The following is a 25,850-nucleotide window of genomic DNA, read 5'->3' on the forward strand; positions in this document are numbered from 1 at the left end:
GAGCGGTTTTCCTGCCGCAAGTCGCCGGTTCCTGCCCGACAATGCTCAATGCACGGGCGAGACCGAACCGGGCTGACCTTGAGACGATTGAAATCGCTGGCCACGCGCGCGGGCGCTTTGGCCATGATCGGCCTGATCCGGGCGCTGTTTGGTTTCCTGCGCTGGCTGGGGCCCGAGCGCGCCAGCGATCTCGGCGGCGGGCTGCTGGCCCGCGTCAGCCCGCTGATCCCGGTCAATCGCGTCGCGCTGGCCAATATCCGCGAAGCCTTCCCGCAGATGCCGGAGCCGGAGGTCAAGGCGATCGCGCGCGGCGCCTGGGAAAATCTCGGCCGGACCGCCGCCGAATACGCCCATCTCAAGACGCTGTTCGACTACGACTATCTGAACCCCGACAAGCCCTCGCGCGTCGAGGTTTCCGGCATCGAGCACTTCATCGCGCTCAAGGACGACGAGCAGCCCGGCCTGATCTTCTCGGCCCATCTCGCCAACTGGGAGCTGCCGGCGATCTGCGCCGCCGCCTACGACCTGGAAACCACGGCCGTCTTCCGCGCGCCCAATGATCCCGCCATCGCCGCGATCATCCACGAAATCCGCTCCGGCGCGATGGACGGGCTCGCGGCGGCCAAACAGGGCGCGGCCTTCGCCATGCAGGGCGTGCTGGAGAAGGGCGGCCATCTCGGCATGCTGATCGACCAGCATTTTACCCGGGGTGTCGTGGTGTCATTCATGGGCCGGCCGGCGCTGACCAATCCGATCCTCGGCAAATTCGCACGCCGTTTCGAATGCCCGGTTCATGGCGTGCGCGTCATCCGGCTGCCGAACCAGCGCTTCCGTCTGGAGCTGACGCCACCGCTCGACCTGCCGCGCGATGCCACGGGCGAGATCGACGTCCGGGGAGCGATGGCGATGATGACGGCGGTCGTCGAGGGCTGGGTCCGCGAACACCCCGAGCAATGGCTCTGGATGCACCGGCGCTGGCGGCCCGGCCTGATCGCCAACGCCAAGGGCGGCAGCGACCCGGTCACGGCCGTTCAACCGGTTTTCAAGGCAACGTGATTTCCAAGTGAGAGGCGTTGGGCGCTTTGGTAACCCATGGCGGTGCAGTATCGCCTTCAGAGTTCAAGACATGGTCCTTCGCGTCAGCCTGCTTTCCGCCTCCCTTGCTGCGCTCACGCTTTGCGGCGCGACGGCGCACGCCCAGACACCGGCTGTACAGACCAAGGCCGTCGTCGAGCTCTTCACCAGCCAGGGCTGCTCCTCCTGCCCGCCGGCCGATGCGCTCTTTGTCGAACTCGCCAAGGATCCCAGCGTCATCGCGTTGACCCTTCCGGTGACCTATTGGGACTATCTCGGCTGGAAGGACACGCTCGGCCAGGACATCTTCACCAGACGCCAGAAGTTCTACGCCAAGGCGCGCGGTGACGGTCAGGTCTATACGCCCCAGGCCGTGGTCAACGGGGCGGCGCATTTCGTTGGCTCCGATTCACGCGAGATCGACCGCAGCCTGCACAAGCAGACCACCGCCGCCCTGCCGGTGCGGGTTTCGCTGCAGGAAGACGCCGGAACCCTGAAGATCAAGCTCGCATCGACGGAGGCCGGCAAGGCCGGCGGCGTCTGGCTTTTGCCGACGACGCGGATGGTCACTGTTCCGATCGCGCGCGGCGAGAACGAGGGACGCACGATCTCCTACGCCAATGTCGTGCGCGGTATGGTCAAGGTCGGCGATTGGGACGGCAAGGACGCGACGCTCACCACGCCACTCGCGGCGACGCGCGCGCCGGAATCCGACGGCTATGTCGTCATCGTCCAGGCCGACCAGCAGAGCAAATACGGCATCATGCCTGGTCTGGTGCTGGGCGCCGCCCGCAGCGGACGCTGAACGGCTCTAAAGCAAAATAACCTTGTTGGGCAGCTCGTCGCTATCATCGGCGGCCGGCGGCGCGTGCTGCGCGAGGATTTGCCCGATTGCCCCGACAGCCTCGATCAAACCCATCCGCAAACGATCCTGCTTGGCCGCTTCGAGAAGTGGGACGATCACGCCGCGCCAGATCTCGGCATCGACCTTCTCGTCGATGCCGCTATCGGCGAGGATTTCGGCATAACGTTCCCGCAGCGCGACATAGAGCAGAACGCCGGTGCGGCCGCGCGTGCGCATCACGCCCCGCGCCGTGAACTCGCGCAACGCCACGTCATGGGCGCGCCCGCGCTTGACGAAGCTCGGCACGAAGCGCCCGCCGCGGCCATACCAGAGCATCGCGCCCATCAGCAGCACGGCGCAGATCAGCTGGATCAGGAAGATGCGCGGCGCGCTCGTCGCCGTCAGCGCCAGCAGCGGCCATGGCACGAACAGCGCCAGCACGAGCGCCAGCACCATCGGCAGGCTGCGATAGCTCGACGCCGCGCGGTCGATCACCACCACGATCTCGCCCGACGTCAGGCGCTCGGCCTGGGCCACGGCCTCCGCGATCGCATCCGTGTCGCCTGAGTCCATCACCAGTCTCCCGAGGCGCCGCCGCCGCCCGACGAACCACCACCGCCGGAGAAGCTGTCGGAGCTGCTGCTGCCCGAACTCCAGCTGCCACCCGACGAGCCCGTGCTCCAGCTCGATGTCGAGGATGTCGAGGTCGGCGCGGTGATCCAGCGCCCGCCACGGGTGCGATGCTGCTGGCCCATGGCCTGCCGGAACAGGCCCCGAACCCAAAAGACCAGAATGACGAAGACGATGGCGAAGACCACGAGCACCGCGATCATCTCGCCCGTCGAACTCTCGTCGCTGCGCACGGTGGCGCGGCGCTGCCATTCCTCGGCGTCGCCGGCGAGAATCGACAGAATCGCGTCGACGCCGCCCTCGATTCCGCCAGCGAAGTCGCCGGTCTTGAACTTCGGCGTCACCGCCGTGGTGATGATGACCTTGGAGAGCGCGTCCGTCAGCGCCCCTTCAAGGCCATAGCCGACCTCGATGCGGACCTTGCGCTCGCTTGGCGCGACCAGCAGCAGCACGCCGTTGTTGCGCGCCTTCTCGCCGAGCTTCCAGAACCGGAACAGCCCGTTGGCGAAGTCCTCGATGACGACCCCCTGCAACGACGGCACCGTCGCCACCACGAGTTGGTCCGAGGTCTTGTCCTCATGCGCCTTGAGCTTGCCCTCGATGCGCTGGCGCGCTTCGGGCGCGATCAGGCTGGCGCCGTCGACGATGCGGCCGGTGAGAGCGGGATAGGACGGGTCGGCGGCGGCAGCGAAGCTGACAATCGCCAGTAGAAACACAGAAACGCACCAGAGAACCCCTCTCCTGTCAGGAGAGGGGCAGGGGTGAGGTGATGGCCCCTGGACCAGTGATGCGCCGAGCCAACGACGCGAAACGGCAGGGACACGCCTTTTGCGGAGAAGGGCCGACCCCTCACCCTGCCCTCTCCCTGCGGGAGAGGGTTCCCCGCGCTTCACGCGCTTGCTGGACATCGACGAGCGAGGGACCGGCGCTTCAGAACTTCACCGCCGGCGGACGCTCGGCCCCGGCCGTGGCGGCAAAGGTCTCCATCGGCTTTGCGCCCCAGAACAGTTTTGCCCAGATCACGCCCGGAAACGTCCGGATCTCCGTGTTGAAGGCCTGTACGGCCTGGATGTAGTCGCGCCGAGCCACCGCGACCCTGTTCTCGGTGCCTTCCAGCTGCGACTGCAGCGACAGGAAGTTCTGGTTCGACTTCAGGTCCGGATAACGCTCGACAGTCACCAGCAATCGCCCGAGCGCTCCGCTGAGCTGGTTCTGCGCGTCCTGGAACTCCTTGAACTTCGCCGGATCGGTGATCGTGGAGGCATCGACCTTGACCTGGCTCGCCTTGGCGCGGGCCTCGACCACCGCCGTCAGAACCTCGCGCTCCTGCGCGGCAAACCCCTTCACGGTCTCGACCAGATTGGGGATCAGGTCGGCGCGGCGCTGATACTGGTTCTGCACATCGGCCCATTTGGCCTTGGCGGCCTCCTCCAGCGTCGGAACGCTGTTGTAGCCGCAGCCGGCCAGCACGAGGCCGAGGCAGGAGAGCAGCGCAGCGGCGAGGCCACGGCGGAGAGCGATGGAGAACGAAGGCGACATGCCGGGCCCCTGGTTGACGACGTCTTGCAAGCAATCGATCCGGCGACCTTAGCCTGCCCCCGCTCCCGCTCCAAGGCGAACGCCTGTGACGGAGACAACGGCGCGCCTGCGACGACGCCATGGCGCGACGGCCCGATCTGGAGCTAGTCTCGCTGCTGCCGATGCCATGCTGGAAGGATCGTGTGATGACCCTGTCGATATCGAGAGGCGGCCTGACCCTCGCGAGCCTCGCATTCGCTTTGTTCGTCGCGCCGGCCACCGCGCAGACGCTCGCGCCGGCCCCAGAGGCTGGAACCGGGCGCATCGCCAAGGTTTCCGGCAGCGCCCAGCGCTATATGGCGGCGGCCGCCAACCCGCTCGCCGCCAATGCCGGCCGCGAAATCCTGCGCGCTGGGGGCAGTGCGGCCGACGCCGCGATCGCGATCCAGCTCGTTCTCAACCTGGTCGAGCCGCAAAGCTCCGGCATCGGCGGCGGCGCCTTCTTCGTCTACTGGGACGAGGCCAGGAAGGCCGTCTCGACGCTGGACGGCCGCGAAACCGCGCCTGCGGCCGCGAAGCCCGACCGGTTCATCGGCGTCGATGGCAAGCCGATGAAATTCATCGACGCCGTGGTCGGTGGCCGTTCGGTCGGCGTACCCGGCACGCTGAAGCTGCTCGAAGGCGCGCATCAGCGCTGGGGCAAGCTGTCCTGGGCCGCCGTGCTCGCGCCGGCGATCAGGCTGGCGGAGGACGGCTTTGCGATCTCGCCGCGGCTCAACGGCCTGCTCGCCGGCGAAAAGAACCTGATCGCCAACCCGCTGGCCGCCGCCTATTTCTACGAGGCGGACGGCAGGCCCAAGGCTGTCGGAACCATCCTGAAGAATCCGGCCTTCGCCGCGACGCTGCGGGCCGTCGCTACCGAGGGCTCGCAGGCCTTCTATGCCGGGCCGATCGCGCAGGACATCGTCGCGACCGTCACCGGCCACAAGACCAATCCTGGCGACATGACACTGGCCGATCTCGCCGCCTACAGGATCGTCGAGCGCGCACCCGTCTGCGGCAGCTACCGGGTCTGGCGCATCTGCGGCATGGGTCCGCCGAGTTCGGGCGCCATCGCCGTGCAGCAGATGCTCGGGATCCTCGAGACCAAGGACATCGCCCGCATGGGCGCAGGCCCCGAGGCCGTGCACTGGTTCAGCGAGGCCGGGCGGCTCGCCTTTGCCGACCGGGCGCTCTACCTCGCCGACCCCGCCTTTCTCAGCGTGCCGGTTTCCGGCCTGATCGACCGCGACTATGTCGCCTCTCGCGCGAAGCTCGTCAGCCCCGAGAAGTCGATGGGCCGCGCCAAGGCCGGCGATCCGCCCAACAAGCGCGCGCAGCTGCTCGCGCCCTCCGACGGCATCGAGAACGGCACCAGCCACATCTCGGTGATCGACGCGGACGGCAACGCCGTCTCGATGACCACGACGATCGAGGACGGTTTTGGCTCGCGCCTGATGACGAAGAGCGGCTTCCTGCTCAACAACGAGCTGACCGACTTCAACTTTGCACCGGAGGAGGACGGCAAGCCCGTCGCCAACCGCGTCGAGCCCGGCAAGCGCCCGCGCTCCTCGATGGCCCCGACACTGGTTTTCGACGCGTTCGGGCGGCTCTATGCGGTCGTCGGCTCGCCCGGTGGCAGCCAGATCATCGGCTATGTCGCCAAGGCTCTGGTGGCGCTGCTCGACTGGAAGATGGACCCGCAAAACGCCGTCGACCTCGCCAATTTCGCCAGCCGCAACGGCCCGACCGAACTGGAGAAAGGCACGGAGGCCGAGCCCTGGAAGACCGCGCTCGAAGCCAAGGGACACGAGGTCCGGTTACTGGAGATGACCTCGGGCATCCAGGCGATCGTCAAGACGCCAGAAGGCTTCGTTGGCGGCGCGGATGGACGGCGCGAGGGCGTTGCGATCGGTGATTGAGGCTTCATCACCCCGTCATCTTGCTGGCGCGTCGGTTCCGTCCCCTTTTCGAGGACGATCCCGATGCGCCATATTCTTATCGCCGCCCTGATGACGGCAGCGCTGGCCTTCTCGCCAGCCCATGCCGAGGAGGCCAAGCCCTTCGCCACGGCCAGGACCATTGACCTTCTAACCTTTCTGAAACCGCCGCCAGCGCTCGATTCGGCCGCGATGAAGGCCGAACTCGCCGAGGTGCTGAGCGTGCAGGTCACGCGCACGCCGGAGATGGAGGCGCAGGCGCAGGCGGACGTGGTCGAGAACGTCTGGCGCTTCGCTGACGTCATGGGGCCGAAGTTCAAGACCGAGGGCTTGCCGGCCTTCTCCGCCTTCTTCGATCGCGTCGTCGCCACCGAAGGCGAGGTCGTCGACCCCGCCAAGGATACGTGGAAGCGCCCGCGCCCGCATCAGTACAGCCCGCTGGTCAAGCCTGCTGTAAAACTCTCGAATTCCGGCGCCTACCCCTCCGGCCACACGACGGTCGGAACGCTGATGGGCGTCATCCTTTCGAACATGGTGCCGGAAAAACGATCCGAGATCATGGCCCGCGCCTGGGCCTATGGCGAGAACCGCCTCGTCGGCGGCATCCATTTCCGTGCCGACATCGAGGCCGGCCGCATCGCCGGCACTGTCATCGCGGCCAGGATCATGGAGCAGCAGGATTTCCAGACTGAATTCGCCGTGGCCAAGGCGGAGCTGCGCAAGCTGCTCGGGCTCTGATTTCAGCTCTATCGGGGGCTATCGACGACGCGTTCGCCGCCAGCCCCGCGACCGGCGATCAGCCAGTACACGAAACCTGTCGCGGCTCCGATCAGGAACAGCGCTCCGATCACCCGGGTCTCGGCCTCGCTCGGCGCGCGCGACAGGCGCAGCATGGCGAGCGGCAGCAGCGCCGCCAGCAGGCCGGTGAGACCGGTCTGAATCAGGCCGCTGCGGACGCGGAAAAGCTCGCTGAAGACCGCCACCAGAACGACTGGCGCGATGATGATCGAAAGGCCCAGCCGCCCGAGCAGGCTGAACGCCGCGGCAGCCGCAGGGCCTGGATCGACACCTGAGTCGACGAGCCCGAACAACGCATCCATCAGCCGCTCGAAACCGCCGCCGATCAGCAGCGCGATCTCGGCCGAGGCGACGCTGGCGATCATCATGGCGAATACGCCCGCGCCCATGGCGACGACGAGCGCGAAGGGAATCAGCAGGAACCAGCGCAGCATGGAGCGTCAGCCGGCGAGCGAGGCCGAAGCGTCGGCCTCGTCCAGCATCAGCCTGGCGCGGGCCGAGAGCTTTTCGGTCTCGCTTTTGAGCTGGCCGCAGGCGGCGAGAATGTCGCGCCCGCGCGGGGTGCGCACCGGCGAGGCGTAGCCGGCGCGAAAGACGATCTCGGAGAAGCGCTCGATCCGGTCCCAGTCCGAGCATTCGTATTGGGTGCCGGGCCAGGGATTGAACGGGATCAGGTTGATCTTCGCCGGGATGCCCTTGAGCAGCCGCACCAGATCGCGCGCCTCGGCGTCGCTGTCGTTGACGCCCTTCAGCATCACGTATTCGAAGGTGATGCGCTTGGCGTTGGAGACGCCCGGATAGGTCCGGCAGGCCTCCATCAGCTCCGCGATCGGATATTTCCGGTTCAGCGGCACGAGTTCGTTGCGCAATTCGTCACGCACCGCATGCAGCGAGATCGCCAGCATCGTGCTCATCTGCGTGCCCAGCGGGCCGATCTGCGGCACCACGCCCGAGGTCGAGACGGTGATGCGGCGGCGGCCGAGCGACAGCCCCTCATTGTCGGAGATGACGTCGATCGCGTCGCGCACGCCGTCGAAATTATAGAGCGGCTCGCCCATGCCCATGAAGACGATGTTGGAGACGAAGCGCCCGCCGTCATTGGGCACGAAGGCTCCGCCCGGCGCGCTGCGGTTGGGAAAATCGCCCAGCCGGTCGCGCGCCACCATCAGCTGCGCGACGATCTCCTCGGTGGTGAGATTGCGGACCAGACGTTGGGTGCCAGTGTGGCAGAAAGTGCAGGTCAGCGTGCAGCCGACCTGGCTGGAGACGCAGAGCGTGCCACGATCGACTTCCGGGATGTAGACGCATTCGATCTCGGCGCCGCGGTCGCGCGGGCCGGTCGGCGCCATCCGGATCAGCCATTTGCGGGTGCCGTCGGTCGAGACCTGCTCGGCCGTCACCTCCGGCAGGTCGAGCGTGAAGCGCTCGGCCAGAGCCCCGCGCAACCCCTTGCCGATCGTCGTCATGACAGCGAAATCGCGCACGCCGTAATGGTAGATCCAGTTCCAGAGCTGGCCGACGCGCATGCGCCGCTCCTTCTCGGGAATACCGATCTCGGCCAGCGCCTCGGCGAGGCCGGCGCGCGTGCACCCAACCAGCGAACGGCGCTGCAAAACGGCTTCGGCCGCAGGCGCGGCGGGTTCAAGAACGGACACGGTCATCGGAACTCTGGCTCGGATCGGGCGGCGAACGCCCGGATTGACCCGCCTCATAGCACGGGAACGGCCACCCGTGAAATCACGGCATCAAAGCCCGCGACGCAGGGCGGCGGCTGGAATTCGCCAGCCTGGGTCGGCTGGCGTGGTTTTCAAGCACCGGAGCGGAGCGGACATCAGTCCGTGAGCACCGGAAGCACCGAGAGGCGCGCCGGACGGTCGCGCTCGCGGATTCCGCGCCGTCCTACTTGCAGGCGTCTTCGGCGCGCTTGACCGTCTGCGACAGCCCGGCAAGCGAATATTTATCCGCCGTCGGATTGCCCTTCTTCGAGGTGCCCTTGACCTCGAGCCCCGCACCCTTGCGCAGCGCATCGAGCATGCGCGGCTCCTCGGCCGGATTCTTCAACCACATGTTCTGGCCCTTGGCGACCAGAGCGAAACGCTCGTCGCCGATGATGGCCTGATGCTCGACGTCTTCCTTGAGGTCGAAATTCATCACGAAGCTGATCTCGTTACGAACCCCCTCGCCCGGCCGGCTGGACACGAAGAGCATGCCCTCGACATCCTTGAGATTGGCGGGAAGCCGCGACTCCGCCTTGGCGAGCGCGTAGCAGACCTTGGTGCGGCCCTGCTGCGAGGAGAAGGCCTGCCATTTGCCGGCCGTTTCGAGCAGCAGCGCCTGCGCCTGACCGGACCCTCCGGCGGCAGCGCGCTGAGGCGCGGGCTTCGGCTGGGCCAGCGCCGGCAAGGCAGCACCGATGGCGCCGGCGGCCAGCAGAGGCGCGATGATCATAAACCGGGATGCGATGGAACCGGCGCGGAGCAAGCTGAGAATCATGGACCGCCATCAACTAGTAAAAATCTTAACGCCGTCTTTACCACCGATTTACCCATCGGCATCAGTCAGGACATGACGCATAGAGTGTCACGATCCTGGCGAAAATGCGAACGGAGCCGGATTCGATCGGTTCCGTTCCGGCGTGCCCCATGCCAGACTGTCCGCATGACACCAGCGACACAGGCAGCGGCATCGGGCGACGGGGATCAGGCTCCGCACCATCACGAGGCGACGCCGCATTCCCTAAGATGACCGTCGCGCTGCCCGCCCAGGATCATGCCCGTCTCGTGGAGGCTGTCGCAAAGCGCCGTGACCGCGCCGCCTTCACCGCCCTGTTCGACCATTTCGCGCCGCGCCTGAACGGTTTCCTGCTGCGGCAGGGCTGCGACGCGGCCCTGGCCGAGGAGGTCGTGCAGGACACGCTCGCCACGCTCTGGCGCAAGGCGGAATTGTTCGACCCGGGCAAATCCTCGGTCTCGACCTGGCTTTACCGCATCGCCCGCAACCGCCGCATCGACCTGGCGCGCCGCGACCGGTCCGACCGAATCGATCCGGAGGATCCGATCCTCCACCCCGCGCCGGAGATCAGCCCCGACCGGGTGATGGACGCCCAGAAGCGTGAGGAAGCCTTGCGGCTGGCGCTGGAAAGCCTGCCGGACGAACAGTTGCGGCTGGTCAGGCTCGCCTTCTTCGACGGCCTGTCGCATGCGCAGGTCGCCGAGCGCACCGGGTTGCCGCTCGGCACGGTCAAATCCCGGATCAGGCTCGCCTTCACGCGGCTGCGCCGGGTGCTGGAGGCCGATGGCGTGGTCGAGGCGGAGTAAACCGATGAAAGCATTGCTCTGCGAGGCCCATGGTCCGGCCGAGACCCTCGTCATCCGCGATCTGCCGGAGCCTGAGCCCGGTCCCGGCGAGGTCGTGGTCGCGGTCAGGGCGGCCGCGCTGAACTTCTTCGACACGCTGATCATCGAGAACCGCTACCAGACCAAACCAGCCCTGCCGTTCTCGCCATCAGCGGAATGCGCCGGCACGATTTCGGCGATCGGCGAGGGCGTGACCGGCTGGCGCATCGGCGAGCGGGTCGCGGCCTGGGTCGGGCATGGCGCGGCCCGCGAAAAGGTCGTGGTCTCGACCGAAGCGATCGTGCGGGTGCCCAATGCGCTCGACGACGCGCAGGCAGCGGGCCTGTTCGTGACCTATGGCACCGCGATGCACGGCCTGATCCAGCGTGGCGTCGTCCAACCGGGCGAGACGCTGGCGATCCTGGGCGCAGCGGGAGGCGCAGGGCTGGCCGCCGTCGAGATCGGCGCGCTGCTCGGCGCCCATGTCATCGCCTGCGCCTCGTCGGCCGACAAGCTGGCGCTCGCCCGCGAGCACGGCGCGCAGGAAGTGCTCGACTATACGCAGGAGGATGTGAAGGCCGGCCTGCGCCGGCTGACGGAGGGGCGCGGCGTCGACGTGCTCTACGACACCGTCGGCGGCGATCTGGCCGAACCGGCGGTGCGCGCCATGGCCTGGGAAGGGCGCTATCTGGTGGTCGGCTTCGCCGGCGGCGCGATCCCGAAAATTCCGCTCAACCTGCTGCTGCTCAAGGGCTGCGACCTGCGCGGTGTGTTCTGGGGCGAGTTCGTCCGGCGCGAACCAGCCGCCCATCGCGCCAACATGGAGCGCCTGCTCGACTGGGCGGCGGCCGGCCACATCCGCGCCCATGTCCATGCAGCGGTGCCGCTCGAACGCTGGACCGAGGCCTACGCCCTGATCGGCGACCGCAAGGCCAAGGGCAAGATCGTGCTGACGCTGTGAGGCGGTCTTCGTCCAACTCTCAGCCCTCATCCTGAGGAGCGAGCAAGGCTCGCGTCACGAAGGATGCTTCAGTGCACTCTGGAGCATCCTTCGAGACGCCGCTCACGCGGCTCCTCAGGATGAGGGCTGAGGTGATCGGACTGTCAAAGCTCCGCCAGCGCCTGCCTCGCCTGCTCGCGATGCCCAGGCGTGATCGAGCCCGCCACCGCCGCGATCGCAGCCGCGATCACCGCGGCGTCATCGGTGAAGCCGATGAAGGGCAGGATGTCGGGAATGGCGTCGATCGGCAGCACGAAGTAGCCGAGCGCGGCCATAAGCGTCAGGCGGACACGCCGTGGTGTCGCGGGATCGCGCGTGCAGAACCACGCGGCCAGCATGTCCTCCGCGAACGGTATCCGCTTCGCGACTCGTTTCAGCCGCTGCAGGAACTCGCCGCCAAACCGCGCCTCGTCGCGCAGGCTCTTGCGGATCGCCGCCATCTCCTCGGCCGAAAAGCGCGAATGGAACGTGTCGCTCATCCCTGCCCCTCCTGATGGGCTCAATCACGGTGCAAGCTCAACCCCGAGTCGAGTCGGGCTGTGAATGCTGGAAAATGTGGCCCCGCCCGAAACCCTGCACAAGAGGCCCGCGAAGAATCAGGCTTGGAGCCCGGCCGCGCGGCCTCTAAACGCTGTTTCAAAGATTTTTGTGAACAGGACATACCCATGAAACTCGACTCATCGCTCTCGGCCATCGTCACCGGCGGCGCCTCCGGCCTCGGTGAAGCGACCGCGCGCATGCTGGCGGGTTTTGGCGTCAAGGTCGCCCTGCTCGATCTCAACGCCGAGCGCGGCGAGAAGGTTGCCGCCGAGATCGGCGGCGTCTTCTGCTCCTGCGACGTCACCAATGACGCCTCCGTCGACGCGGCGCTGGCCGGGGCGCGCACCGCCCATGGCGTCGCCCGCATCGTCATCAACTGCGCCGGCATCGCGCCGGGTCGCCGTGTCATCTCGAAGAAGCGCGACACCGGCGAACTCGTCGCCCATGACATGGCGACCTTCGAGAAGGGCGTCGCGATCAATCTGACCGGGACCTTCCGCGTCATCGCCAAATCCGCTGTGGCATTGGCTGCGCTGGAGCCGGTCACTGCCGATGGCGGCCGCGGCGTCATCGTCAACACGGCCTCCGTCGCCGCCGAGGATGGCCAGATCGGCCAGGCCTCCTATTCCGCCTCCAAGGCCGGCATCGTCGGCATGACCCTGCCGATCGCGCGCGAACTCGCCGCCTATGGCATTCGCGTCATGACGATCCTGCCCGGCCTGTTCGAGACGCCGATGTTCGACGGCCTGCCGGAGGATTCGCGCAACTCGCTGGGCGCCTCGATCCCCTTCCCCTCGCGGCTCGGCAAGGCGACCGAATACGCCGCTCTGGTGCAGGCCATCGTCGAGAACGAGATGCTGAATGGCACCTCGATCAGGCTCGACGGCGCGATCAGGCTAGCGGCGAAGTAGGGCGCGGGCGTCTACTCGCCGGCTTCCACCTGCTTGACCTCGTGCTTCAGGATCAGCGGCGTCTGCGCCAGCGCGAAGGCCATGGTCAGCGGCATCACGCCCCAGACCTTGAAGGCGACCCAGAAATCCTGCGTCTGCGTGCGCCAGACCACCTCGTTGAGGGCCGCGAGCACGAAGAAGAACAGGCCCCAGCGGAAGGTCAGTTTGCGCCAGCCTTCCTCGTCGAGCTGCAGCACCGTCTCCAGCACCAGCGAAAGCAGCGAGCGGCCGAAATAGAGTCCGCCCAGCAGCACGCAGCCGAACAGCGCGTTCACGATGGTCGGCTTGACCTTGATGAAGAAGGCGTCGTCGAGCGCGATCGTCAGCCCGCCAAAGACGCTGACGACGACCGCGTTCACGATCGCCATGCGCGGGAGATAGCCGAGCACGATCCGCGACAGGGCCAGCGCCACGAGCGAGGCGACCATGAAGATACCGGTCGCCACGAAGATGCGCCGGTCGGCGGCGACGCCGAACAGCCGGTCGCCATAGGAATTGGCGAAAAAGAAGATCGCCAGCGGCCCGAATTCGAGCGCGAGCTTGAGCAGGGGGTTGACCTTGGGCTTTGGCGTTTCGATCACGTCCTGGCTCACGCCGCTTCTCCCAAACCCGCCACCGCCCGCGCAAAGTCCTGCGCCGAGAACGGCTCGAGATCGTCGACGCTTTCGCCGACGCCGATGAAATGCACCGGCAGACCGAATTTCGCCGCCAGCGCCACGAGGATGCCGCCGCGCGCCGTGCCGTCGAGCTTGGTCATGACCAGGCCGGTGACGCCGGCCGTATGCTGAAAGGCCTCGACCTGACTCAACGCGTTCTGGCCGACAGTCGCATCGAGCACCAGCAGTGCCGAATGGGGCGCCTCGGGGTCCAGCTTCCTGATCACGCGCACGACCTTGGCCAGTTCGTCCATCAGTCCCGTCTTGTTCTGCAGCCGCCCGGCGGTGTCGACCAGCAGCACGTCCGTGCCGGCCGCCTTCGCCTTCTGCAACGCCTCGAAGGCCAGCCCCGAGGCGTCCGCGCCCTGCTGGCCCGAGACCACCTCCGCGCCGGTGCGCTCGCCCCAGACCTTGAGCTGCTCGATCGCCGCCGCGCGAAAGGTGTCGCCCGCCGCCAGCATCACCGATTTGCCCTCGGCCCTGAATTTCGCCGCGAGCTTGCCGATCGTCGTCGTCTTGCCCGAGCCGTTGACACCGACCATCAGAATGACAAAGGGCTTTTTCGTGGCGTCGATCGACAGCGGCAGCGCCACCGGGGTCAGGATCGCCTCGACCTCGCGGGCGAGAATCGCCTTCACCTCGGCGGGATCGATCTGCTTGTCGTAGCGGCCCTCGCCGACCGCCCTGGCGATGCGCCCGGCGGTGGCGATGCCGAGATCGGCCTGGATCAGGATGTCCTCGAGATCCTCCAGCGTGCCGGCGTCGAGCTTGCGCTTGGTGAAGAGGTCGCTGATCCCCGTCGTCAGCGCCGACGAGGTCCGCGACAGGCCCTCGGTCAGCCGACGCCACCAGCTCCGTCTGGGCTCGGGCGCAGCCACGACCGGCGGCGTCAGCACCGGCGGAGCCTGGACCGGCGCGGGTTCAGGCATCGCAATCGGCAAGGAATCGGCAATCGGCAAAGCTTCGGCGAGCGGCAAGGGCCCGGCCTCGCCCATCAGCACGTCCGGCGCGATCAGGGCGTCGGCCTCGGGTTCCGGTGGCGGCTGCGTCGCCGGCTGCGCGGCCGGCCTCGCCTGCTCGTCCTCCAGCCCGAAAAGCTTCGAGAAGAAGCCGCGTTTCTTCGGTTGCGTCTCGCTCATCATCCGTCCTGCTGGCAGGGGTTTGCGCGCGTCAGGTTGCGTGTCCGCCCGGCCTTCGCTAGCGCAATGCCATGACAGCGCCCGACCGACCAGACATTTCACAACCGCACGACGATGCGGCCCTGCCCGTGCCGCTGCTCTATCGCGACGCGATGATCCTGGTCATCGACAAGCCCGCCGGCCTGCCCTCGCATCGCGGCCCCCAGGCGAAGCGAAAGGTCATCCCCGTCCTGACCGACCATCTCGACGCGCTGCGCTTTGGCCTGCCGCGCCGGCCCGAAGCCGCGCACCGGCTCGACAAGGACACCTCCGGCTGCCTCGTCCTCGGCCGCCATCCCCGCGCCATGGCCGAGCTCAACCAGATGTTCCGCGAGGGCGCAATCGACAAGACCTATTGGGCGATCGTCGAGGGCGATCCGGAGCAGGACGCTGGCCTGATCGACCTCGCTCTGTCCAAGCGCGCGCCCGATCGCGGCTGGTGGATGAAGGTCGATCCCGAGGGCCTGCCCTCGCAGACACGATATCGTGTGCTGGGGCGCGGACAGGGCGCGTCGGGTCCGCTGGCCTGGTTGGCTCTGGAGCCTCTGACCGGTCGCACCCATCAGTTGCGCGTGCATTGCGCCGCCATGGGCTGGCCGATGCTCGGCGACGAGATTTATGGCTCGGCCCCGCGCGAAGGCGGCCCCGGCCTCCAGCTTCACGCCCGCGGCATCGCGATTCCGCTCTACCGCAAGCGCGCACCCATTCAGGTCGAAGCACCGCCGCCTGCCCATATGCAGGAAGCGTTGACGCTGTGCGGCTGGCCGACAGCCTTGCCAAAACCCTAACGCGCTGCGCGGTTCGCTCCGGCATGCGGGAAACCCTTCCCTAATCTCTGCCTGCTAGGGCTTGGGTTCACGCAGATTCCGGCGGACCGATGCACCAGACGCTGACAGCTCCTGACGCGGCAAGCTCGATCGAAGACACGGTCCTCGCGCCCCAAACCGGTACGCTGCTGACCATCACGGCGGCCCGGGACAAATCGGCGGCCGCGCCAGAAGCCCCCATGGCGACGCTGCTCGGCTGGGTCGAGGGCTATCTGATGGCAGGTCACCCCGATCTCGGCCGCACCGGCGCGGTCTGCCCTTTCACCCGCCAGGCCGCCCGGCTCGACACCGTTCGTCTCGGCATCTGCGACGCAGGTCCCGCGGACGAAGACGCCGCCTTCGCGTTGATTCGTGGTGGGTTCCGCGCGCTGGACGAGATTCCGGCCAAGCCGAGCATGACGCATTTCCGCACCGTGATCGTCGGCTTCCCGGGCTGCGCTTCTGACGAGGGCATCGCCATGCTCAAGCGCGTCCAGAACCGCCACAAATTCTATTCGCTCGCCCGCAACCGCATGATCGGCCTGATGTATGCCGATTCCGACGCGCCGGGCCTGTGGAACCCTGAATTCCGGCCGCTGCGCGCGCCGCTGCCGGTGCTGGCGATCCGCCACATGGTCGAGCACGATGCGCCCTTCGCGGCCCGCCATCCGCTGCTGCTGCTGCCTTACCTGGTGCGCTTCCCGTTCGCGGGCGCCAGGCGTCTGCTGGCCCATTTTCGAGGCGGCGCTTCGACATGACGATAGCGACGCTGCTGCGGATCGAGGGCCTGACGGCCGCATCGGAGGTGTCCGCCCGACGGCACGCGCTCGACATCGTCGCAGATCATGACGATTTCCTCGCACTACAGCCGGAATGGGACGCGCTTTTCGCCCGCGCCGGCCTGCCCCACCAGGTCTTCCAGACGCATGCCTTCCTGCGCCATTGGGCGACGCACTATGCCGACCCGGCCGAGACGCTCTGCATCGTCGCAGGCCGGCGCGACGGCCGGCTCGTCATGCTCTGGCCGCTGCTGCGGAGGCGACGCCTCGGCCTGACGACCCTGCGCTTCATGGGTGTTCCCGTCGCCCAGTTCGGCGATGTGCTGGTCGAGCGCCAGGGCGACGAAGGCGCGCTGCTGAAAGCCGGCTGGGACGCCGTCCGCGCGCTTGGAGCCGATGTCTTCGAAGCTCGCAAGCTGCGCGCCGATTCCGTGCTGGCGCGTTCGGGCCTGCTCGCCGATGCACGCCTGCTCCAGCGGCAGGACGCGCCTTTCGCTGATCTCGACGCGCGAATCGGCCCTGATGGCCCGGCTGGCGTCTACCCGGCCCGCGAGCGCTCGAACCATCGCCGCCGTCTGCGCAGGCTTTCCGAACGCGGCGCGCTCGCATTCTCGACTTTGCAGCCGGGGCCGCAGGCAGCAAAAGCAGCCGACGCGGCCATCGCGATGAAGCAGGCCGCGCTCCTGCGGCATGGCGTCATCGCACCGACAGTGACCGATCCGCGCTTTGCCGCCTTCTTCCGCGACCTCGCCGGCGATGCGGCCGGGGATTCGCCGCTGCGAGTAGCGCTGCTGACCTGCGACGGCGAGCCGATCGGCATCGATCTCTCGCTCGACTGCAAGGGGACCAGCTTCGGCCACGTAATCGCGACCCACCCCGACCACGAGCGCGGCGGCGTCGGCAAGATTCTCGCGATTCACAGCTTTGCCTCGGCAAAGGCGCGCGGCAGCAGCCGGTTCGACCTGCTCAGCCCCGCCGATGCCTACAAGCTCGACCATGCCGACGGGCTGACCGCCGTCAGCGACCTCGTTCTTCCGCTGACACTGAAGGGGCGGCTGCTCTGCGCGCTTGGTCTCCAGAACCTGCGCCCCGTGCTGAAGGCGGCTGCCCAGCATCTCCCCAGCGGCGTCGCTCGTCGGATCGCCGTCTGGAGCCGAGGCGCGAAGGGCTGAAGCGTTTCAGCCCACCATCGCGTCCATGGCGCGGGCCATCCTGACGTCGAACTCGGACAGGCCGTCGACGTCGTGCGTCGCCAGCGTGACCTCGACGGTCTTGTAGACATTCGACCATTCCGGATGGTGGTCCATCTTCTCGGCCAGCAGCGCGACGCGGCTCATCCAGCCGAAAGCCTCGTTGAAATCGCGGAAGACGAAGCGTTTCGCAATCGCCTCCCGGCCCTCGACGAGCTTCCATCCAGACAAGGTCACCAGCGCCTCGTTACGCGCCTCGGGGCTCAACCGCTTGGGCATGGTCATCTCCGCTGGGCCGTGCGGCTCGGAAGCCGGTTGGGATAGGCTGGCCCGAGCGGATAGGCCGCCTCGATGACATAAGGCCCGCCGCCGATCGAATCGCGCGACGACATCAGGGCCAGCCGCCGCGCCGTGAAGCCGATCGGCCTGACGATCGGATGCTGGCCGAGGAAATGCGCGAGATCGACCGGCGAGGTGTCGCGCAGGCGGGCCAGCGTGACATGGGGCACGAACTTGCGGCTCTCGGGCGGCAGTCCGAGTTTGCGCAGCATCCGTTCGAGATCGCCCTGCAGCTCCGTCAGCCTGGCGCTCGGCTGGACCCGGGCGAAGACGGCGCGCGGCTTGTCGCCCCCGAAGCTGCCGAGCGCGTCGAGCGTGACCTCGAAGGGATAGGACTGGATATCGGCGAGAAAAGCGTCGACGTCACGCGCCATGCGCCGGTCGACATCGCCGAGAAAGCGCAGGGTGATGTGATAATCGGCCGGGTCGATCCAGCGTGCGCCGTTGAGCCCGCCACGATGCAGCGTCAGCGCCGCCGCGACGTCGGCGGGAATCTCCAGAGCTGTGAACAGCCTCGGCATGTCCGAATCAGTGCCAGTTTTTTGTGACTCTGGCGAGACGAAATGCCGGGCAGCCGATGCTCCCCACAGGGCGCGACACAGCCAGCGCCGTCATGGTCGGGCTCGACCCGACAATCGCGAGCAAGTCATTCCCGGGCGAGCCCGGGAATGACGTCCGATATCAGGGGCAGGGATTGCCGACGAGCTGGTGGATCGCGTCGATCTTCGCCTCGACCTCGGCCGACAATGTGACGCCGATCGAGGCGATGTCGGTCTTCAGCTGCTCCATCTTCGTCGCGCCGATGATGTTGGCCGTGACGAAAGGCCGCGCATTGACGAAGGCAAGCGCCATCTGGGCCGGATCGAGCCCGGCCTCCCTGGCGAGCGCGATGTAGCGCTTGATCGCATCCTCCGAGCCGGCCGTCTCATAGCGTTGGGCCCGGTTGAACAGGGTCGTGCGTGTGCCGGCAGGCCGCGCGCCATCGAGATATTTTCCGGTCAGGAAGCCCTGCGCCAGCGGCGAATAGGCGAGCAGTCCGACATGCTCGCGGATCGCCACCTCGGCCAGCGCCGTCTCGAAGGTGCGGTTGAGCAGGCTGTAGGCATTCTGGATCGACTGAACGCGCGGGCCGCCCCGAACCTCGGAATCCCGCACGAAACTCATCGTGCCCCAGGCGCTCTCGTTGGAAAGGCCGAGATGACGGATCTTGCCGGCCTTGACCATGTCGGCGAAGGCGTCGAGTTGCTCGGCGATCGACGTTTCGTCGGCAGGGATCTCGAAGGCCGCCTTGCTGAAACGCGTCGGGTTCGAGCCCCACGGCATCGGCCGCTCGGGAAAATGGATCTGGTAGAGATCGATATAGTCGGTCTGCAGCCGCTTCAGGCTTTTGTCGACGGCCTCGGTGATCTGCTTGCGCGTGACGCGGGTCGGGCTTTGGTCGTCGCGGAACCAGGTGTTGCCGCCGCGCCCGCAGATCTTGGAGGCGAGGATCACCTTGTCGCGATTGCCGCGCGCCTTGAACCAGCTGCCGATGACACGCTCCGTCGCCCCTTGCGTCTCGGCCTTGGGCGGGATCGAATACAGCTCGGCGGTGTCGAAAAAATTCACGCCCTGATCGAGCGCGTAGTCCATCTGCTCATGGCCTTCGGCTTCCGTATTCTGCTCGCCATAGGTCATGGTTCCCAGGCAGATCACCGAGACCTTGAGATCGGTCCGGCCGAGACGGCGATATTCCATGGCGATGCAACTCCGCAGGAACGGGCGCGCGACGGCGCGCCGCGAGGTGGAAAGCGATATTCAGGCCGGAAAGGCCGTTCAGGATTTGGGCGGCAGCGTCGCGAGGAAGCGCTCGACCGTCGGCAGGATGCGCTGGACGATGACGCGGACGCCCTCAGGGGTGGGGTGGAGGAGATCGGGCTGGTTCAGCGCGCGGTCGCCCGCGATGCCGTCCAGAAAGAACGGGTAAAGCACCAGTCCGTATTTTTGCGCAAGCTTCGGGAACAGGCCGTCGAAGCGGCCGGTGTAGTCCGGCCCGAGATTGCGCGGCGCATACATGCCCGCCAGCAGCACCGGAATGCGACGCTCCCTGAGCCGGGAAATGATCGCGTCGAGCGCCTTCTCGGTTGCAGCCGGATCGGTTCCACGCAGCGCATCATTGGCGCCGAGTTCGAGGATGACGCCATCCGTGCCGTCCGCCACCGACCAGTCGAGCCGGTCGAGTCCGCCTTGGGTCGTATCGCCCGACACGCCGGCGTTGACGATCTCGACAGCGACGCCCTTCTGGCGCAGCGCTTGCTCCAGCACGACCGGGAAGGCCGCGCTCGCCGACAGGCCATAGCCGGCGGTCAGGCTGTCGCCGAACGCGACGAGCTTCAGCGGGCGGACGGTGTTCTGGGCTTGCGTCATGGTTGCGAAGGACAGTGCGAAAGTGAGCGTCAGCAGAAAAACCAGGGCGAACGATTGGACAGGCGCAAGATCGCGCCCATATCGCCGCAGGGCTGGGTGCAACGCGGCATTGCCCCACTCGCTCCATGATGCGGTGCGAGAGGGCGTCGGAAGATCAGGATGCAAGGTCATATGATGATGAGCGCAGTGCCCGCCCCGGGGATCGAGTTGCCTGCGATCGAATTGCAGGATGTTCACCTTAGTCTGGGGCGCGCGGCTGCCCGCGTCCATATCCTCCAGGGTGTTTCTTTGTCGCTGGCCTCCGGCCAGGCGACGGGACTGGTCGGCCCGTCCGGCTCCGGCAAATCCACCTTGCTGATGACCATGGCCGGGCTGGAGCGGCCTGATTCCGGCCTGGTCAGGGTCGCGGGCCAGGATCTCGGCGCCCTCGACGAGGATGGGCTTGCCGTGTTTCGCGGCCGGCGCATCGGCATCGTCTTCCAGTCCTTCCACCTCGTTCCCACGATGACGGCGCGCGAGAACGTCGCCTTGCCGCTGGAGCTGGCCGGCGCAGGCGACGCCTTTTCCCGCGCCGAAGCCGAATTGCGCAATGTCGGTCTCGCCGGTCGCATGGACCATTATCCAGCCCAGCTCTCGGGCGGCGAACAGCAGCGCGTCGCCATCGCGCGTGCGGTTGCGCCAAACCCCGCCATCCTCGTCGCCGACGAGCCGACCGGCAATCTCGACGAAAGCACCGGCCGCTCGATCGTCGACCTGATCTTCGCGCTCCGGCGCGAGCGCGGCGCGACACTGGTGCTCGTCACCCACGATCTCGCACTGGCGGCGCTCTGCGACCGCACAGTCAGGCTGCGCGCCGGGCGCATCGAGGTCGACGCCGATATGGCGGTGGCCTGACCATGCACGCGACCGTCAAGCACCCGAGCGAGCCGCCCTCCGGCGCAGCCTTCCTCCCCTTTGCTTTCCTGCCGCTCGCCTTCAAGCTTGCCTGGCGCGATCTGCGCGGCGGCTTGCGCGGTTTCGGCGTCTTCATCGCCTGCCTGGCGCTGGGCGTCATGACGATCGCCGCCGTCGCCTCGGCCTCGCGCGGCCTGACCGAGGGGCTGTCGCGCGAGGGCCGGCGAATCCTGGGCGGCGACGCCGCCTTCAGCCTGATCCACCGCGAGGCGACCCCGGCCGAACTGGCCTTCCTGACCTCGCGCGGCGCGGTTTCCACCATCGCGACCATGCGCGGCATGGCCAATGCTGGCGACAAGGGCGCGGCTCTGGTCGAGATCAAGGCGGTCGATTCCGGCTACCCGAGCATCGGCGCGGTCGCGACCGACCCGCTGGCGTCGCTGCCGGAGCTGCTCGCCGAGCGCAACGGCGTCTTCGGCGCGGTCACAGACCCCGTCCTGTTCGGCCGGCTCGACCTCAAGGTCGGCGATGTCATCATGGTCGGCGCGGCAAAGCTCGAACTGCGCGCCAATCTCGTCTCCGAGCCCGACAAGATTGCAGCCGGCGTCGGCTTCGGCCCTCGTCTGCTGATGCCTCAGGCGGCTCTGCGCGCCACCGGCCTGCTCCAGCCCGGCAGTCTCGTGCGCTGGACCTATCGCGTCATTCTGCCGGCGACGGCCGCCGATGATCAGTCGCTGGAGCGCCTGATCGCGGACGCCGGTACGCAGACCCGCGACGCGGGCTGGGAGATCCGTTCCCGCTCCAACGCCAATCCCGGCTTTCAGCGCAATCTCGAACGCTTCACCCAGTTCCTGACGCTGGTCGGCCTAACCGCGCTTCTGGTCGGCGGCGTCGGCGTCGCCAATGCCGTCAGGCGCTTCGTCGAGGCCAAAAAGCTCGATTTCGCCACGATGAAGGCGCTTGGCGCAACCGGCGGACGCGTCGTCGCCATCCATCTGACCGAGGTCATGCTGGTTGCCGCGCTGGGCACCGCGATCGGCCTCGCGCTCGGCGCAGCCGCCCCCTTCGCACTGGGCGCGGTGCTCGGCGGCATCCTGCCGCTGCCTTTCGAACCGACGCTGGCTCCCGGTGAACTCGGCATCGCCGCACTTTATGGCCTGCTCACGGCGCTGGTCTTCGCCATCCTGCCGCTCGGCCGCGCTCATGACGTGCCGGTCTCCGCGCTGTTTCGCGACCAGATCTCCCCCGACCAGCGCCGACCGCGTGCGCTTTATCTCGTCATCTGCGGCCTCGCGCTCGCCGGCCTGATCGGCGTCGCGCTTGCCTTCGCCTATGAGCGCCGGATCGCGCTGATCTATATCGGCGTGATGCTGTGCGTCTTCCTGCTGCTGCGCTCAGTCTCGACCGGATTGATGGCGCTGGCGAGACGCCTGCCCCGTCCGCGAAATCCCTCTTTGCGGATGGCGCTGGCCAACAGCCACCGGCCGGGCGCGCTGACGCCATCGCTGGTGCTCTCGCTGGGGCTGGGCGTCGCCCTGCTCTCGGCGCTCGCCTTCATCGATGTCAGCCTGACCCGGCAACTGACGCAGGCCTTGCCGCAGAAGGCGCCGAGCTTCTTCTTCCTCGACATTCCCAACGCCGAATCGGCCCGCTTCGACGCCTTTCTTCACGAGGAGCGGCCAGGATCCGTGCTGGAACGCGTACCGATGATGCGCGGCCGCATCGTCAGCCTGAACAGCATCAAGGCCGAGGACATCAAGGCCAGCGAACAGGCCGCCTGGGTGCTCGAGGGCGATCGCGGCATCACCTATGCGCAGACCATCCCGGACGGCTCGAAGCTCGCGGCGGGCGAATGGTGGCCGGCCGACTACAAGGGCGAGCCGCTGGTCTCCTTCGATGCCCCGATCGCGGCGGGCCTCGGCCTCAAGGTCGGCGACACGCTGACCGTCAACGTGCTCGGCCGCAACATCACCGCCCGGGTCGCCAATCTGCGCGCGGTCGAATGGCGCTCGCTCGGCATCAACTTCGTCATGCTGTTCTCGCCCAACACCTTCGCGGGAGCGCCCCACACCAATCTCGCGACGGTGACGCCGGCCGCCGGCGCGCCTGCCGGAAACGACGCCACGCTGATGCGGCGGCTCGCGGTCGAATTCCCGTCCGTGACCGCCGTCCGGGTCAAGGACGCGCTGGAGGCGATCAACACCATCGTCGGTCAGCTCGCGACCGCGATCCGCGGCGCCTCGGGGCTCGCCATCGCCGCCAGCCTGCTCGTGCTGGGCGGCGCGCTGGCGGCCGGGCAGCGGGCGCGGCTCTATGACGCGATGATCCTCAAGACGCTTGGGGCAACACGCCGCTTCATACTTTCGTCGTACGCCCTCGAATACGCCGTCATCGGCCTCGTATCGGCGCTGTTCGGGGTTGTCGCGGGCGCTCTGGCGGGCTGGGGCGTCGTCACGCAAGTGATGAAGATCGAATTCGTCAGTGATCCCACGGGGGCTTTACTGGCAGCGACTGCCGCAATCGGCGTTACCGTCCTGTTCGGCCTTACGGGAACGCTCCAGATACTGTCGAAAGCACCAGCTTCTCACCTGCGGAATTTATGATGACTGTCCAAATAGGCCGGCGATAGACATAAGGCGCGCGCCGCTTTGCATCGTTTCGGCGTCGCGTTTCTTGGAGCGGCCGCTCTTAACCATAAGCGCCCCTTGTAAGCGCCGGCGATCCCCCTCATATTCTCGCTATCGCCACGATTTTGGGCGATAACGGGCCGTCGCGGAGGCGGCGCCCGTCTTCGGAATCAACGTCAGGGGAAACCTCTTTATGAGCAACTTCGACCGCAATGCTCCAGTCTGGGGTGCCGGCCGCGCCCAGCAGACCAGCGCCGTCGAGATGGATCAGGGCCTGCGCTCGTTCATGCTCGGCGTCTACAACAACATGTCGATCGGCCTGGCCATCACCGGTCTCGCCGCGATCGGCATCTCCATGCTGGCCGTCGCCGGCGTCTCGCCGACCGGCAAGGTCACGGCGCTGACGGCGTTCGGCCAGGCGATCTATCTCAGCCCGCTGAAATGGGTCGTGATGCTGGCCCCGCTCGCCTTCATCTTCTTCTTCTCGTTCAAGGCCGAGAGCATGAGCTCTTCGACCGCACGCGCCATGTTCTTCGCCTTCGCGGCGGTGATGGGCGTGTCGATGTCGTCGATCTTCGTGGTCTACACGGGCGAGTCGATCACCAAGGTGTTCTTCATCACGGCTGCGGCCTTCGGGGCTCTCAGCCTCGCCGGCTACACCACGAAGAAGTCGCTATCGGGCATGGGCTCGTTCCTGATCATGGGCCTGATCGGCCTGATGATCGCCTCGGTGGTCAACATCTTTCTGGCCTCGAGCGCGCTGTCCTTCGCCATCTCGGCGATCGGCGTGCTGGTCTTCGCCGGCCTGACCGCCTGGGACACCCAGCGCCTGAAGGAAATGTATCTCTATTCCGACCTGGACCAGGAATCGGCTGCGAAGCTCTCGGTGAACGGCGCCCTGTCGCTCTACCTGAACTTCATCAACATGTTCCAGATGCTGCTGTCGCTGTTCGGCAACCGCAACCAGTGACCTGATCGCACGCTTCATGCGGGAGATGCTGAGCCCCGGCCGCAAGGCCGGGGCTTTTCTTTTGGGCGCCCGCCCGGTCATCATCGGGCCATGACGAAGCTCGACATTCGCCCGGCCGGACCCGCCGACATTCCCGCCATCGCGGCGATCTATGCTCACGCCGTCCTCCACGGCACGGCCTCCTGGGAGGTCGATCCGCCAGACGAGGCCGAGATGCTGCGCCGCCATGAGACAATTCTCGCTGGCGGCTATCCCTATCTCTTGGCTGAACGCGACGGCGTGCTCCTCGGCTATGCCTATGCGAGCGCCTATCGCCCGCGCCCGGCCTACCGCTCGACTGTCGAGAACTCGATCTATATCGCGCCGTCGGCACAGGGCGCGGGCATCGGCAGTGCGCTGCTGACGGCCTTGATCGACGCCTGCACGACGCGTGGCTTCCGCCAGATGATCGCGGTGATCGGCGATGGCACGGGCGCGTCCGTCGGCTCGCGCCGGCTGCACGAGCGCGCCGGCTTCCGCATGATCGGCGTCGCCGAGAAGGTCGGCTGGAAACATGGCCGCTGGCTCGACCAGATGCTGATGCAGAAGGAACTGGGCGACGCGGAACGCTCGCCGCCGGCGCTGTAAAACTCAGCCGACCACGCTCAGCTTCTTGTCCAGCACCCGCAGCACGCGTCCGAGATCGGGACCGCGCTTCAGCACCAGCCCCGTCGCCGCCACGACCGAATAGGCGCCCTGCTTCCTGGCCAGCGCCGGATCCTTGACGATGCGATAGAGCGGCACCTCCGAAGAGCGCCGGTAGACCGAGAACTGCGCCTGGTCCTTCAGGAAATCGATCGCGTAGTCGCGCCACTCGCCGGCCGCGACCATGCGGCCATAGAGATTGAGCAATTCCGCAAGCTCGCGCCGGTCGAAGGTGACCGTCGCCGGCGGTGCCGGGGCGGGCGGGGCCTGGCTGTGTCGAATGGGACTGGGGAAGGCGACGACCCCGGCATCTGCTTGCGATTGCGGCGTATCGCTTTCGCTCATTGCGCCTCCCGATCGACGACCGCCTCCGGTCGCCACGCTGTTGGGCAGCCGATGATGCTCCCGCGATGCTGCGCTGGCAAGGCATCGCCGCCGCCTGCCCGTCGCGGCCATCACGGCTTCGTCAGCACTGCCGCAATTTCGCCCGAAACGCGACAAGCGACGGCCAAACTGGAAAGCTCAACTGACGATGTTGCCTCGACGGCCCGGTCTGCCGATCTTCGGATTTGTCAGCCCCCCAGCCCCCCGGAGTTCAGGCGGGCCGGGCCAATCGAGTTCGAGGCTACCTCACGGCCGGCGCCCGCGCTGGC

28 protein-coding genes are annotated in these 25,850 nt (G+C 67.2%); 14 read left to right on the plus strand and 14 right to left on the minus strand.

Annotated elements, in window-relative coordinates; all coding sequences use genetic code 11:
- The first annotated feature begins 48 nt into the window (after positions 1–48).
- Positions 49–1,056, plus strand: a complete 1,008-nt coding sequence (locus AC1DZY_RS11915; RefSeq protein ID WP_476820324.1) for a lipid A biosynthesis lauroyl acyltransferase — start codon at positions 49–51, stop codon at positions 1,054–1,056.
- Between the two features lie 70 nt (positions 1,057–1,126).
- The gene (locus tag AC1DZY_RS11920; protein WP_476820325.1) at positions 1,127–1,879 is read left to right on the plus strand and encodes a DUF1223 domain-containing protein; all 753 of its coding nucleotides are present in this window, start codon (positions 1,127–1,129) and stop codon (positions 1,877–1,879) included.
- Positions 1,880–1,885: 6 nt separating this feature from the next.
- Here AC1DZY_RS11920 and AC1DZY_RS11925 read toward each other — a convergent pair whose 3' ends face one another.
- The 3 genes from AC1DZY_RS11925 to AC1DZY_RS11935 form a co-directional block, all read right to left on the minus strand.
- Positions 1,886–2,491, minus strand: a complete 606-nt coding sequence (locus AC1DZY_RS11925; RefSeq protein ID WP_476820326.1) for a TPM domain-containing protein — start codon at positions 2,489–2,491, stop codon at positions 1,886–1,888.
- Positions 2,491–3,264, minus strand: coding sequence for a TPM domain-containing protein (locus AC1DZY_RS11930; protein ID WP_476820327.1), 774 nt, complete (start codon positions 3,262–3,264; stop codon positions 2,491–2,493). The genes AC1DZY_RS11925 and AC1DZY_RS11930 overlap by 1 nt, the downstream gene beginning before the upstream one ends.
- A 214-nt stretch (positions 3,265–3,478) precedes the next feature.
- The gene (locus AC1DZY_RS11935; RefSeq protein WP_476820522.1) at positions 3,479–4,087 is read right to left on the minus strand and encodes a LemA family protein; all 609 of its coding nucleotides are present in this window, start codon (positions 4,085–4,087) and stop codon (positions 3,479–3,481) included.
- 185 nt (positions 4,088–4,272) lie between these two features.
- Between AC1DZY_RS11935 and ggt the strand changes: the two genes are divergently transcribed.
- Together ggt and AC1DZY_RS11945 are read left to right on the plus strand one after the other, a co-directional pair.
- Positions 4,273–6,027, plus strand: coding sequence for a gamma-glutamyltransferase (gene ggt / locus AC1DZY_RS11940; RefSeq protein WP_476820328.1), 1,755 nt, complete (start codon positions 4,273–4,275; stop codon positions 6,025–6,027).
- A gap of 63 nt (positions 6,028–6,090) precedes the next feature.
- Complete coding sequence (locus AC1DZY_RS11945; protein ID WP_476820329.1) at positions 6,091–6,783, plus strand: acid phosphatase; 693 nt, start codon at positions 6,091–6,093, stop codon at positions 6,781–6,783.
- A gap of 8 nt (positions 6,784–6,791) precedes the next feature.
- Here AC1DZY_RS11945 and AC1DZY_RS11950 read toward each other — a convergent pair whose 3' ends face one another.
- From AC1DZY_RS11950 to AC1DZY_RS11960, 3 genes are all read right to left on the minus strand, one after another.
- Complete coding sequence (locus tag AC1DZY_RS11950) at positions 6,792–7,277, minus strand: hypothetical protein (protein WP_476820330.1); 486 nt, start codon at positions 7,275–7,277, stop codon at positions 6,792–6,794.
- A gap of 6 nt (positions 7,278–7,283) precedes the next feature.
- Positions 7,284–8,504, minus strand: a complete 1,221-nt coding sequence (gene rlmN / locus AC1DZY_RS11955) for a dual-specificity RNA methyltransferase RlmN (RefSeq protein WP_476820331.1) — start codon at positions 8,502–8,504, stop codon at positions 7,284–7,286.
- A 238-nt stretch (positions 8,505–8,742) separates the two neighbouring features.
- Positions 8,743–9,291, minus strand: a complete 549-nt coding sequence (locus AC1DZY_RS11960) for an invasion associated locus B family protein (RefSeq protein WP_476820332.1) — start codon at positions 9,289–9,291, stop codon at positions 8,743–8,745.
- A gap of 293 nt (positions 9,292–9,584) precedes the next feature.
- Between AC1DZY_RS11960 and AC1DZY_RS11965 the strand changes: the two genes are divergently transcribed.
- Positions 9,585–10,160: a sigma-70 family RNA polymerase sigma factor gene (locus tag AC1DZY_RS11965; protein WP_476820333.1), complete on the plus strand. Its 576-nt coding sequence runs from the start codon at positions 9,585–9,587 to the stop codon at positions 10,158–10,160.
- 4 nt (positions 10,161–10,164) lie between these two features.
- On the plus strand, positions 10,165–11,139 hold the full coding sequence (locus AC1DZY_RS11970; protein ID WP_476820334.1) for an NADPH:quinone oxidoreductase family protein: 975 nt from the start codon (positions 10,165–10,167) through the stop codon (positions 11,137–11,139).
- A 143-nt stretch (positions 11,140–11,282) separates the two neighbouring features.
- Here AC1DZY_RS11970 and AC1DZY_RS11975 read toward each other — a convergent pair whose 3' ends face one another.
- Positions 11,283–11,657 carry a YkvA family protein gene (locus tag AC1DZY_RS11975; RefSeq protein WP_476820335.1) on the minus strand — a complete coding sequence of 125 codons (375 nt, stop codon included), beginning with the start codon at positions 11,655–11,657 and terminating at the stop codon, positions 11,283–11,285.
- A 186-nt stretch (positions 11,658–11,843) separates the two neighbouring features.
- Here AC1DZY_RS11975 and AC1DZY_RS11980 point away from each other — a divergent pair, with 186 nt between their 5' ends.
- Positions 11,844–12,629, plus strand: a complete 786-nt coding sequence (locus AC1DZY_RS11980) for an SDR family NAD(P)-dependent oxidoreductase (protein WP_476820336.1) — start codon at positions 11,844–11,846, stop codon at positions 12,627–12,629.
- A gap of 11 nt (positions 12,630–12,640) precedes the next feature.
- Here AC1DZY_RS11980 and AC1DZY_RS11985 read toward each other — a convergent pair whose 3' ends face one another.
- Together AC1DZY_RS11985 and ftsY are read right to left on the minus strand one after the other, a co-directional pair.
- Positions 12,641–13,261 (minus strand): septation protein A, encoded by a 621-nt coding sequence (locus tag AC1DZY_RS11985; protein WP_476820337.1) that lies wholly within the window; start codon positions 13,259–13,261, stop codon positions 12,641–12,643.
- Positions 13,258–14,463, minus strand: coding sequence for a signal recognition particle-docking protein FtsY (ftsY, locus tag AC1DZY_RS11990; protein ID WP_476820338.1), 1,206 nt, complete (start codon positions 14,461–14,463; stop codon positions 13,258–13,260). Before ftsY ends, AC1DZY_RS11985 begins: the two co-directional genes overlap by 4 nt.
- Before the next feature lie 71 nt (positions 14,464–14,534).
- Here ftsY and AC1DZY_RS11995 point away from each other — a divergent pair, with 71 nt between their 5' ends.
- The 3 genes from AC1DZY_RS11995 to AC1DZY_RS12005 all read left to right on the plus strand — a co-directional run bounded on the left by AC1DZY_RS11995 (position 14,535) and on the right by AC1DZY_RS12005 (position 17,259).
- Complete coding sequence (locus AC1DZY_RS11995; RefSeq protein ID WP_476820339.1) at positions 14,535–15,290, plus strand: RluA family pseudouridine synthase; 756 nt, start codon at positions 14,535–14,537, stop codon at positions 15,288–15,290.
- An 89-nt stretch (positions 15,291–15,379) separates the two neighbouring features.
- On the plus strand, positions 15,380–16,066 hold the full coding sequence (locus tag AC1DZY_RS12000) for a DUF6875 domain-containing protein (RefSeq protein WP_476820340.1): 687 nt from the start codon (positions 15,380–15,382) through the stop codon (positions 16,064–16,066).
- Positions 16,063–17,259 (plus strand): GNAT family N-acetyltransferase, encoded by a 1,197-nt coding sequence (locus tag AC1DZY_RS12005; RefSeq protein WP_476820341.1) that lies wholly within the window; start codon positions 16,063–16,065, stop codon positions 17,257–17,259. The genes AC1DZY_RS12000 and AC1DZY_RS12005 overlap by 4 nt, the downstream gene beginning before the upstream one ends.
- Positions 17,260–17,265: 6 nt before the next feature.
- Here AC1DZY_RS12005 and AC1DZY_RS12010 read toward each other — a convergent pair whose 3' ends face one another.
- The 4 genes from AC1DZY_RS12010 to AC1DZY_RS12025 form a co-directional block, all read right to left on the minus strand.
- On the minus strand, positions 17,266–17,556 hold the full coding sequence (locus tag AC1DZY_RS12010; RefSeq protein ID WP_476820342.1) for a 4a-hydroxytetrahydrobiopterin dehydratase: 291 nt from the start codon (positions 17,554–17,556) through the stop codon (positions 17,266–17,268).
- A gap of 2 nt (positions 17,557–17,558) precedes the next feature.
- Positions 17,559–18,137, minus strand: coding sequence for an RNA 2',3'-cyclic phosphodiesterase (thpR, locus tag AC1DZY_RS12015; protein ID WP_476820343.1), 579 nt, complete (start codon positions 18,135–18,137; stop codon positions 17,559–17,561).
- 160 nt (positions 18,138–18,297) lie between these two features.
- A complete protein-coding gene (locus AC1DZY_RS12020; protein ID WP_476820344.1) occupies positions 18,298–19,353 on the minus strand; it encodes an aldo/keto reductase in 1,056 nt (351 codons plus the stop codon).
- Between the two features lie 78 nt (positions 19,354–19,431).
- A complete protein-coding gene (locus AC1DZY_RS12025) occupies positions 19,432–20,022 on the minus strand; it encodes an arylesterase (protein WP_476820345.1) in 591 nt (196 codons plus the stop codon).
- A gap of 174 nt (positions 20,023–20,196) precedes the next feature.
- On the opposite strand from AC1DZY_RS12025, the gene AC1DZY_RS12030 reads away from it, so the two are divergent.
- The 4 genes from AC1DZY_RS12030 to AC1DZY_RS12045 all read left to right on the plus strand — a co-directional run bounded on the left by AC1DZY_RS12030 (position 20,197) and on the right by AC1DZY_RS12045 (position 25,140).
- Positions 20,197–20,916 (plus strand): ABC transporter ATP-binding protein, encoded by a 720-nt coding sequence (locus tag AC1DZY_RS12030; RefSeq protein ID WP_476820523.1) that lies wholly within the window; start codon positions 20,197–20,199, stop codon positions 20,914–20,916.
- A gap of 2 nt (positions 20,917–20,918) precedes the next feature.
- Positions 20,919–23,519 (plus strand): ABC transporter permease, encoded by a 2,601-nt coding sequence (locus tag AC1DZY_RS12035; protein ID WP_476820346.1) that lies wholly within the window; start codon positions 20,919–20,921, stop codon positions 23,517–23,519.
- Between the two features lie 217 nt (positions 23,520–23,736).
- Complete coding sequence (locus tag AC1DZY_RS12040) at positions 23,737–24,513, plus strand: Bax inhibitor-1/YccA family protein (RefSeq protein WP_476820347.1); 777 nt, start codon at positions 23,737–23,739, stop codon at positions 24,511–24,513.
- A 90-nt stretch (positions 24,514–24,603) separates the two neighbouring features.
- The gene (locus AC1DZY_RS12045; RefSeq protein ID WP_476820348.1) at positions 24,604–25,140 is read left to right on the plus strand and encodes an N-acetyltransferase family protein; all 537 of its coding nucleotides are present in this window, start codon (positions 24,604–24,606) and stop codon (positions 25,138–25,140) included.
- 3 nt (positions 25,141–25,143) lie between these two features.
- Here AC1DZY_RS12045 and AC1DZY_RS12050 read toward each other — a convergent pair whose 3' ends face one another.
- Entirely contained in the window at positions 25,144–25,542 is a 399-nt protein-coding gene (locus AC1DZY_RS12050) for a DUF2794 domain-containing protein (RefSeq protein WP_476820349.1), read from the minus strand.
- Positions 25,543–25,850 lie beyond the last annotated feature (308 nt).

The organism is Allobosea sp. P2_A10 (assembly GCF_056405115.1).

What these genes read in the sequence shown, in the direction of transcription:
- AC1DZY_RS11915 (WP_476820324.1), top strand. Translation starts at nt 49, where the DNA reads ATGCACGGGCGAGACCGAACCGGGCTGACCTTGAGACGATTGAAATCG.
- AC1DZY_RS11920 (WP_476820325.1), top strand. Translation starts at nt 1,127, where the DNA reads ATGGTCCTTCGCGTCAGCCTGCTTTCCGCCTCCCTTGCTGCGCTCACG.
- AC1DZY_RS11925 (WP_476820326.1), bottom strand. Translation starts at nt 2,491, where the DNA reads ATGGACTCAGGCGACACGGATGCGATCGCGGAGGCCGTGGCCCAGGCC.
- AC1DZY_RS11935 (WP_476820522.1), bottom strand. Translation starts at nt 4,087, where the DNA reads ATGTCGCCTTCGTTCTCCATCGCTCTCCGCCGTGGCCTCGCCGCTGCG.
- ggt (WP_476820328.1), top strand. Translation starts at nt 4,273, where the DNA reads ATGACCCTGTCGATATCGAGAGGCGGCCTGACCCTCGCGAGCCTCGCA.
- AC1DZY_RS11945 (WP_476820329.1), top strand. Translation starts at nt 6,091, where the DNA reads ATGCGCCATATTCTTATCGCCGCCCTGATGACGGCAGCGCTGGCCTTC.
- AC1DZY_RS11950 (WP_476820330.1), bottom strand. Translation starts at nt 7,277, where the DNA reads ATGCTGCGCTGGTTCCTGCTGATTCCCTTCGCGCTCGTCGTCGCCATG.
- rlmN (WP_476820331.1), bottom strand. Translation starts at nt 8,504, where the DNA reads ATGACCGTGTCCGTTCTTGAACCCGCCGCGCCTGCGGCCGAAGCCGTT.
- AC1DZY_RS11960 (WP_476820332.1), bottom strand. Translation starts at nt 9,291, where the DNA reads ATGATCATCGCGCCTCTGCTGGCCGCCGGCGCCATCGGTGCTGCCTTG.
- AC1DZY_RS11965 (WP_476820333.1), top strand. Translation starts at nt 9,585, where the DNA reads ATGACCGTCGCGCTGCCCGCCCAGGATCATGCCCGTCTCGTGGAGGCT.
- AC1DZY_RS11970 (WP_476820334.1), top strand. Translation starts at nt 10,165, where the DNA reads ATGAAAGCATTGCTCTGCGAGGCCCATGGTCCGGCCGAGACCCTCGTC.
- AC1DZY_RS11975 (WP_476820335.1), bottom strand. Translation starts at nt 11,657, where the DNA reads ATGAGCGACACGTTCCATTCGCGCTTTTCGGCCGAGGAGATGGCGGCG.
- AC1DZY_RS11980 (WP_476820336.1), top strand. Translation starts at nt 11,844, where the DNA reads ATGAAACTCGACTCATCGCTCTCGGCCATCGTCACCGGCGGCGCCTCC.
- ftsY (WP_476820338.1), bottom strand. Translation starts at nt 14,463, where the DNA reads ATGAGCGAGACGCAACCGAAGAAACGCGGCTTCTTCTCGAAGCTTTTC.
- AC1DZY_RS11995 (WP_476820339.1), top strand. Translation starts at nt 14,535, where the DNA reads ATGACAGCGCCCGACCGACCAGACATTTCACAACCGCACGACGATGCG.
- AC1DZY_RS12000 (WP_476820340.1), top strand. Translation starts at nt 15,380, where the DNA reads ATGCACCAGACGCTGACAGCTCCTGACGCGGCAAGCTCGATCGAAGAC.
- AC1DZY_RS12005 (WP_476820341.1), top strand. Translation starts at nt 16,063, where the DNA reads ATGACGATAGCGACGCTGCTGCGGATCGAGGGCCTGACGGCCGCATCG.
- AC1DZY_RS12010 (WP_476820342.1), bottom strand. Translation starts at nt 17,556, where the DNA reads ATGCCCAAGCGGTTGAGCCCCGAGGCGCGTAACGAGGCGCTGGTGACC.
- thpR (WP_476820343.1), bottom strand. Translation starts at nt 18,137, where the DNA reads ATGCCGAGGCTGTTCACAGCTCTGGAGATTCCCGCCGACGTCGCGGCG.
- AC1DZY_RS12020 (WP_476820344.1), bottom strand. Translation starts at nt 19,353, where the DNA reads ATGGAATATCGCCGTCTCGGCCGGACCGATCTCAAGGTCTCGGTGATC.
- AC1DZY_RS12025 (WP_476820345.1), bottom strand. Translation starts at nt 20,022, where the DNA reads ATGACGCAAGCCCAGAACACCGTCCGCCCGCTGAAGCTCGTCGCGTTC.
- AC1DZY_RS12030 (WP_476820523.1), top strand. Translation starts at nt 20,197, where the DNA reads ATGATGAGCGCAGTGCCCGCCCCGGGGATCGAGTTGCCTGCGATCGAA.
- AC1DZY_RS12035 (WP_476820346.1), top strand. Translation starts at nt 20,919, where the DNA reads ATGCACGCGACCGTCAAGCACCCGAGCGAGCCGCCCTCCGGCGCAGCC.
- AC1DZY_RS12040 (WP_476820347.1), top strand. Translation starts at nt 23,737, where the DNA reads ATGAGCAACTTCGACCGCAATGCTCCAGTCTGGGGTGCCGGCCGCGCC.
- AC1DZY_RS12045 (WP_476820348.1), top strand. Translation starts at nt 24,604, where the DNA reads ATGACGAAGCTCGACATTCGCCCGGCCGGACCCGCCGACATTCCCGCC.
- AC1DZY_RS12050 (WP_476820349.1), bottom strand. Translation starts at nt 25,542, where the DNA reads ATGAGCGAAAGCGATACGCCGCAATCGCAAGCAGATGCCGGGGTCGTC.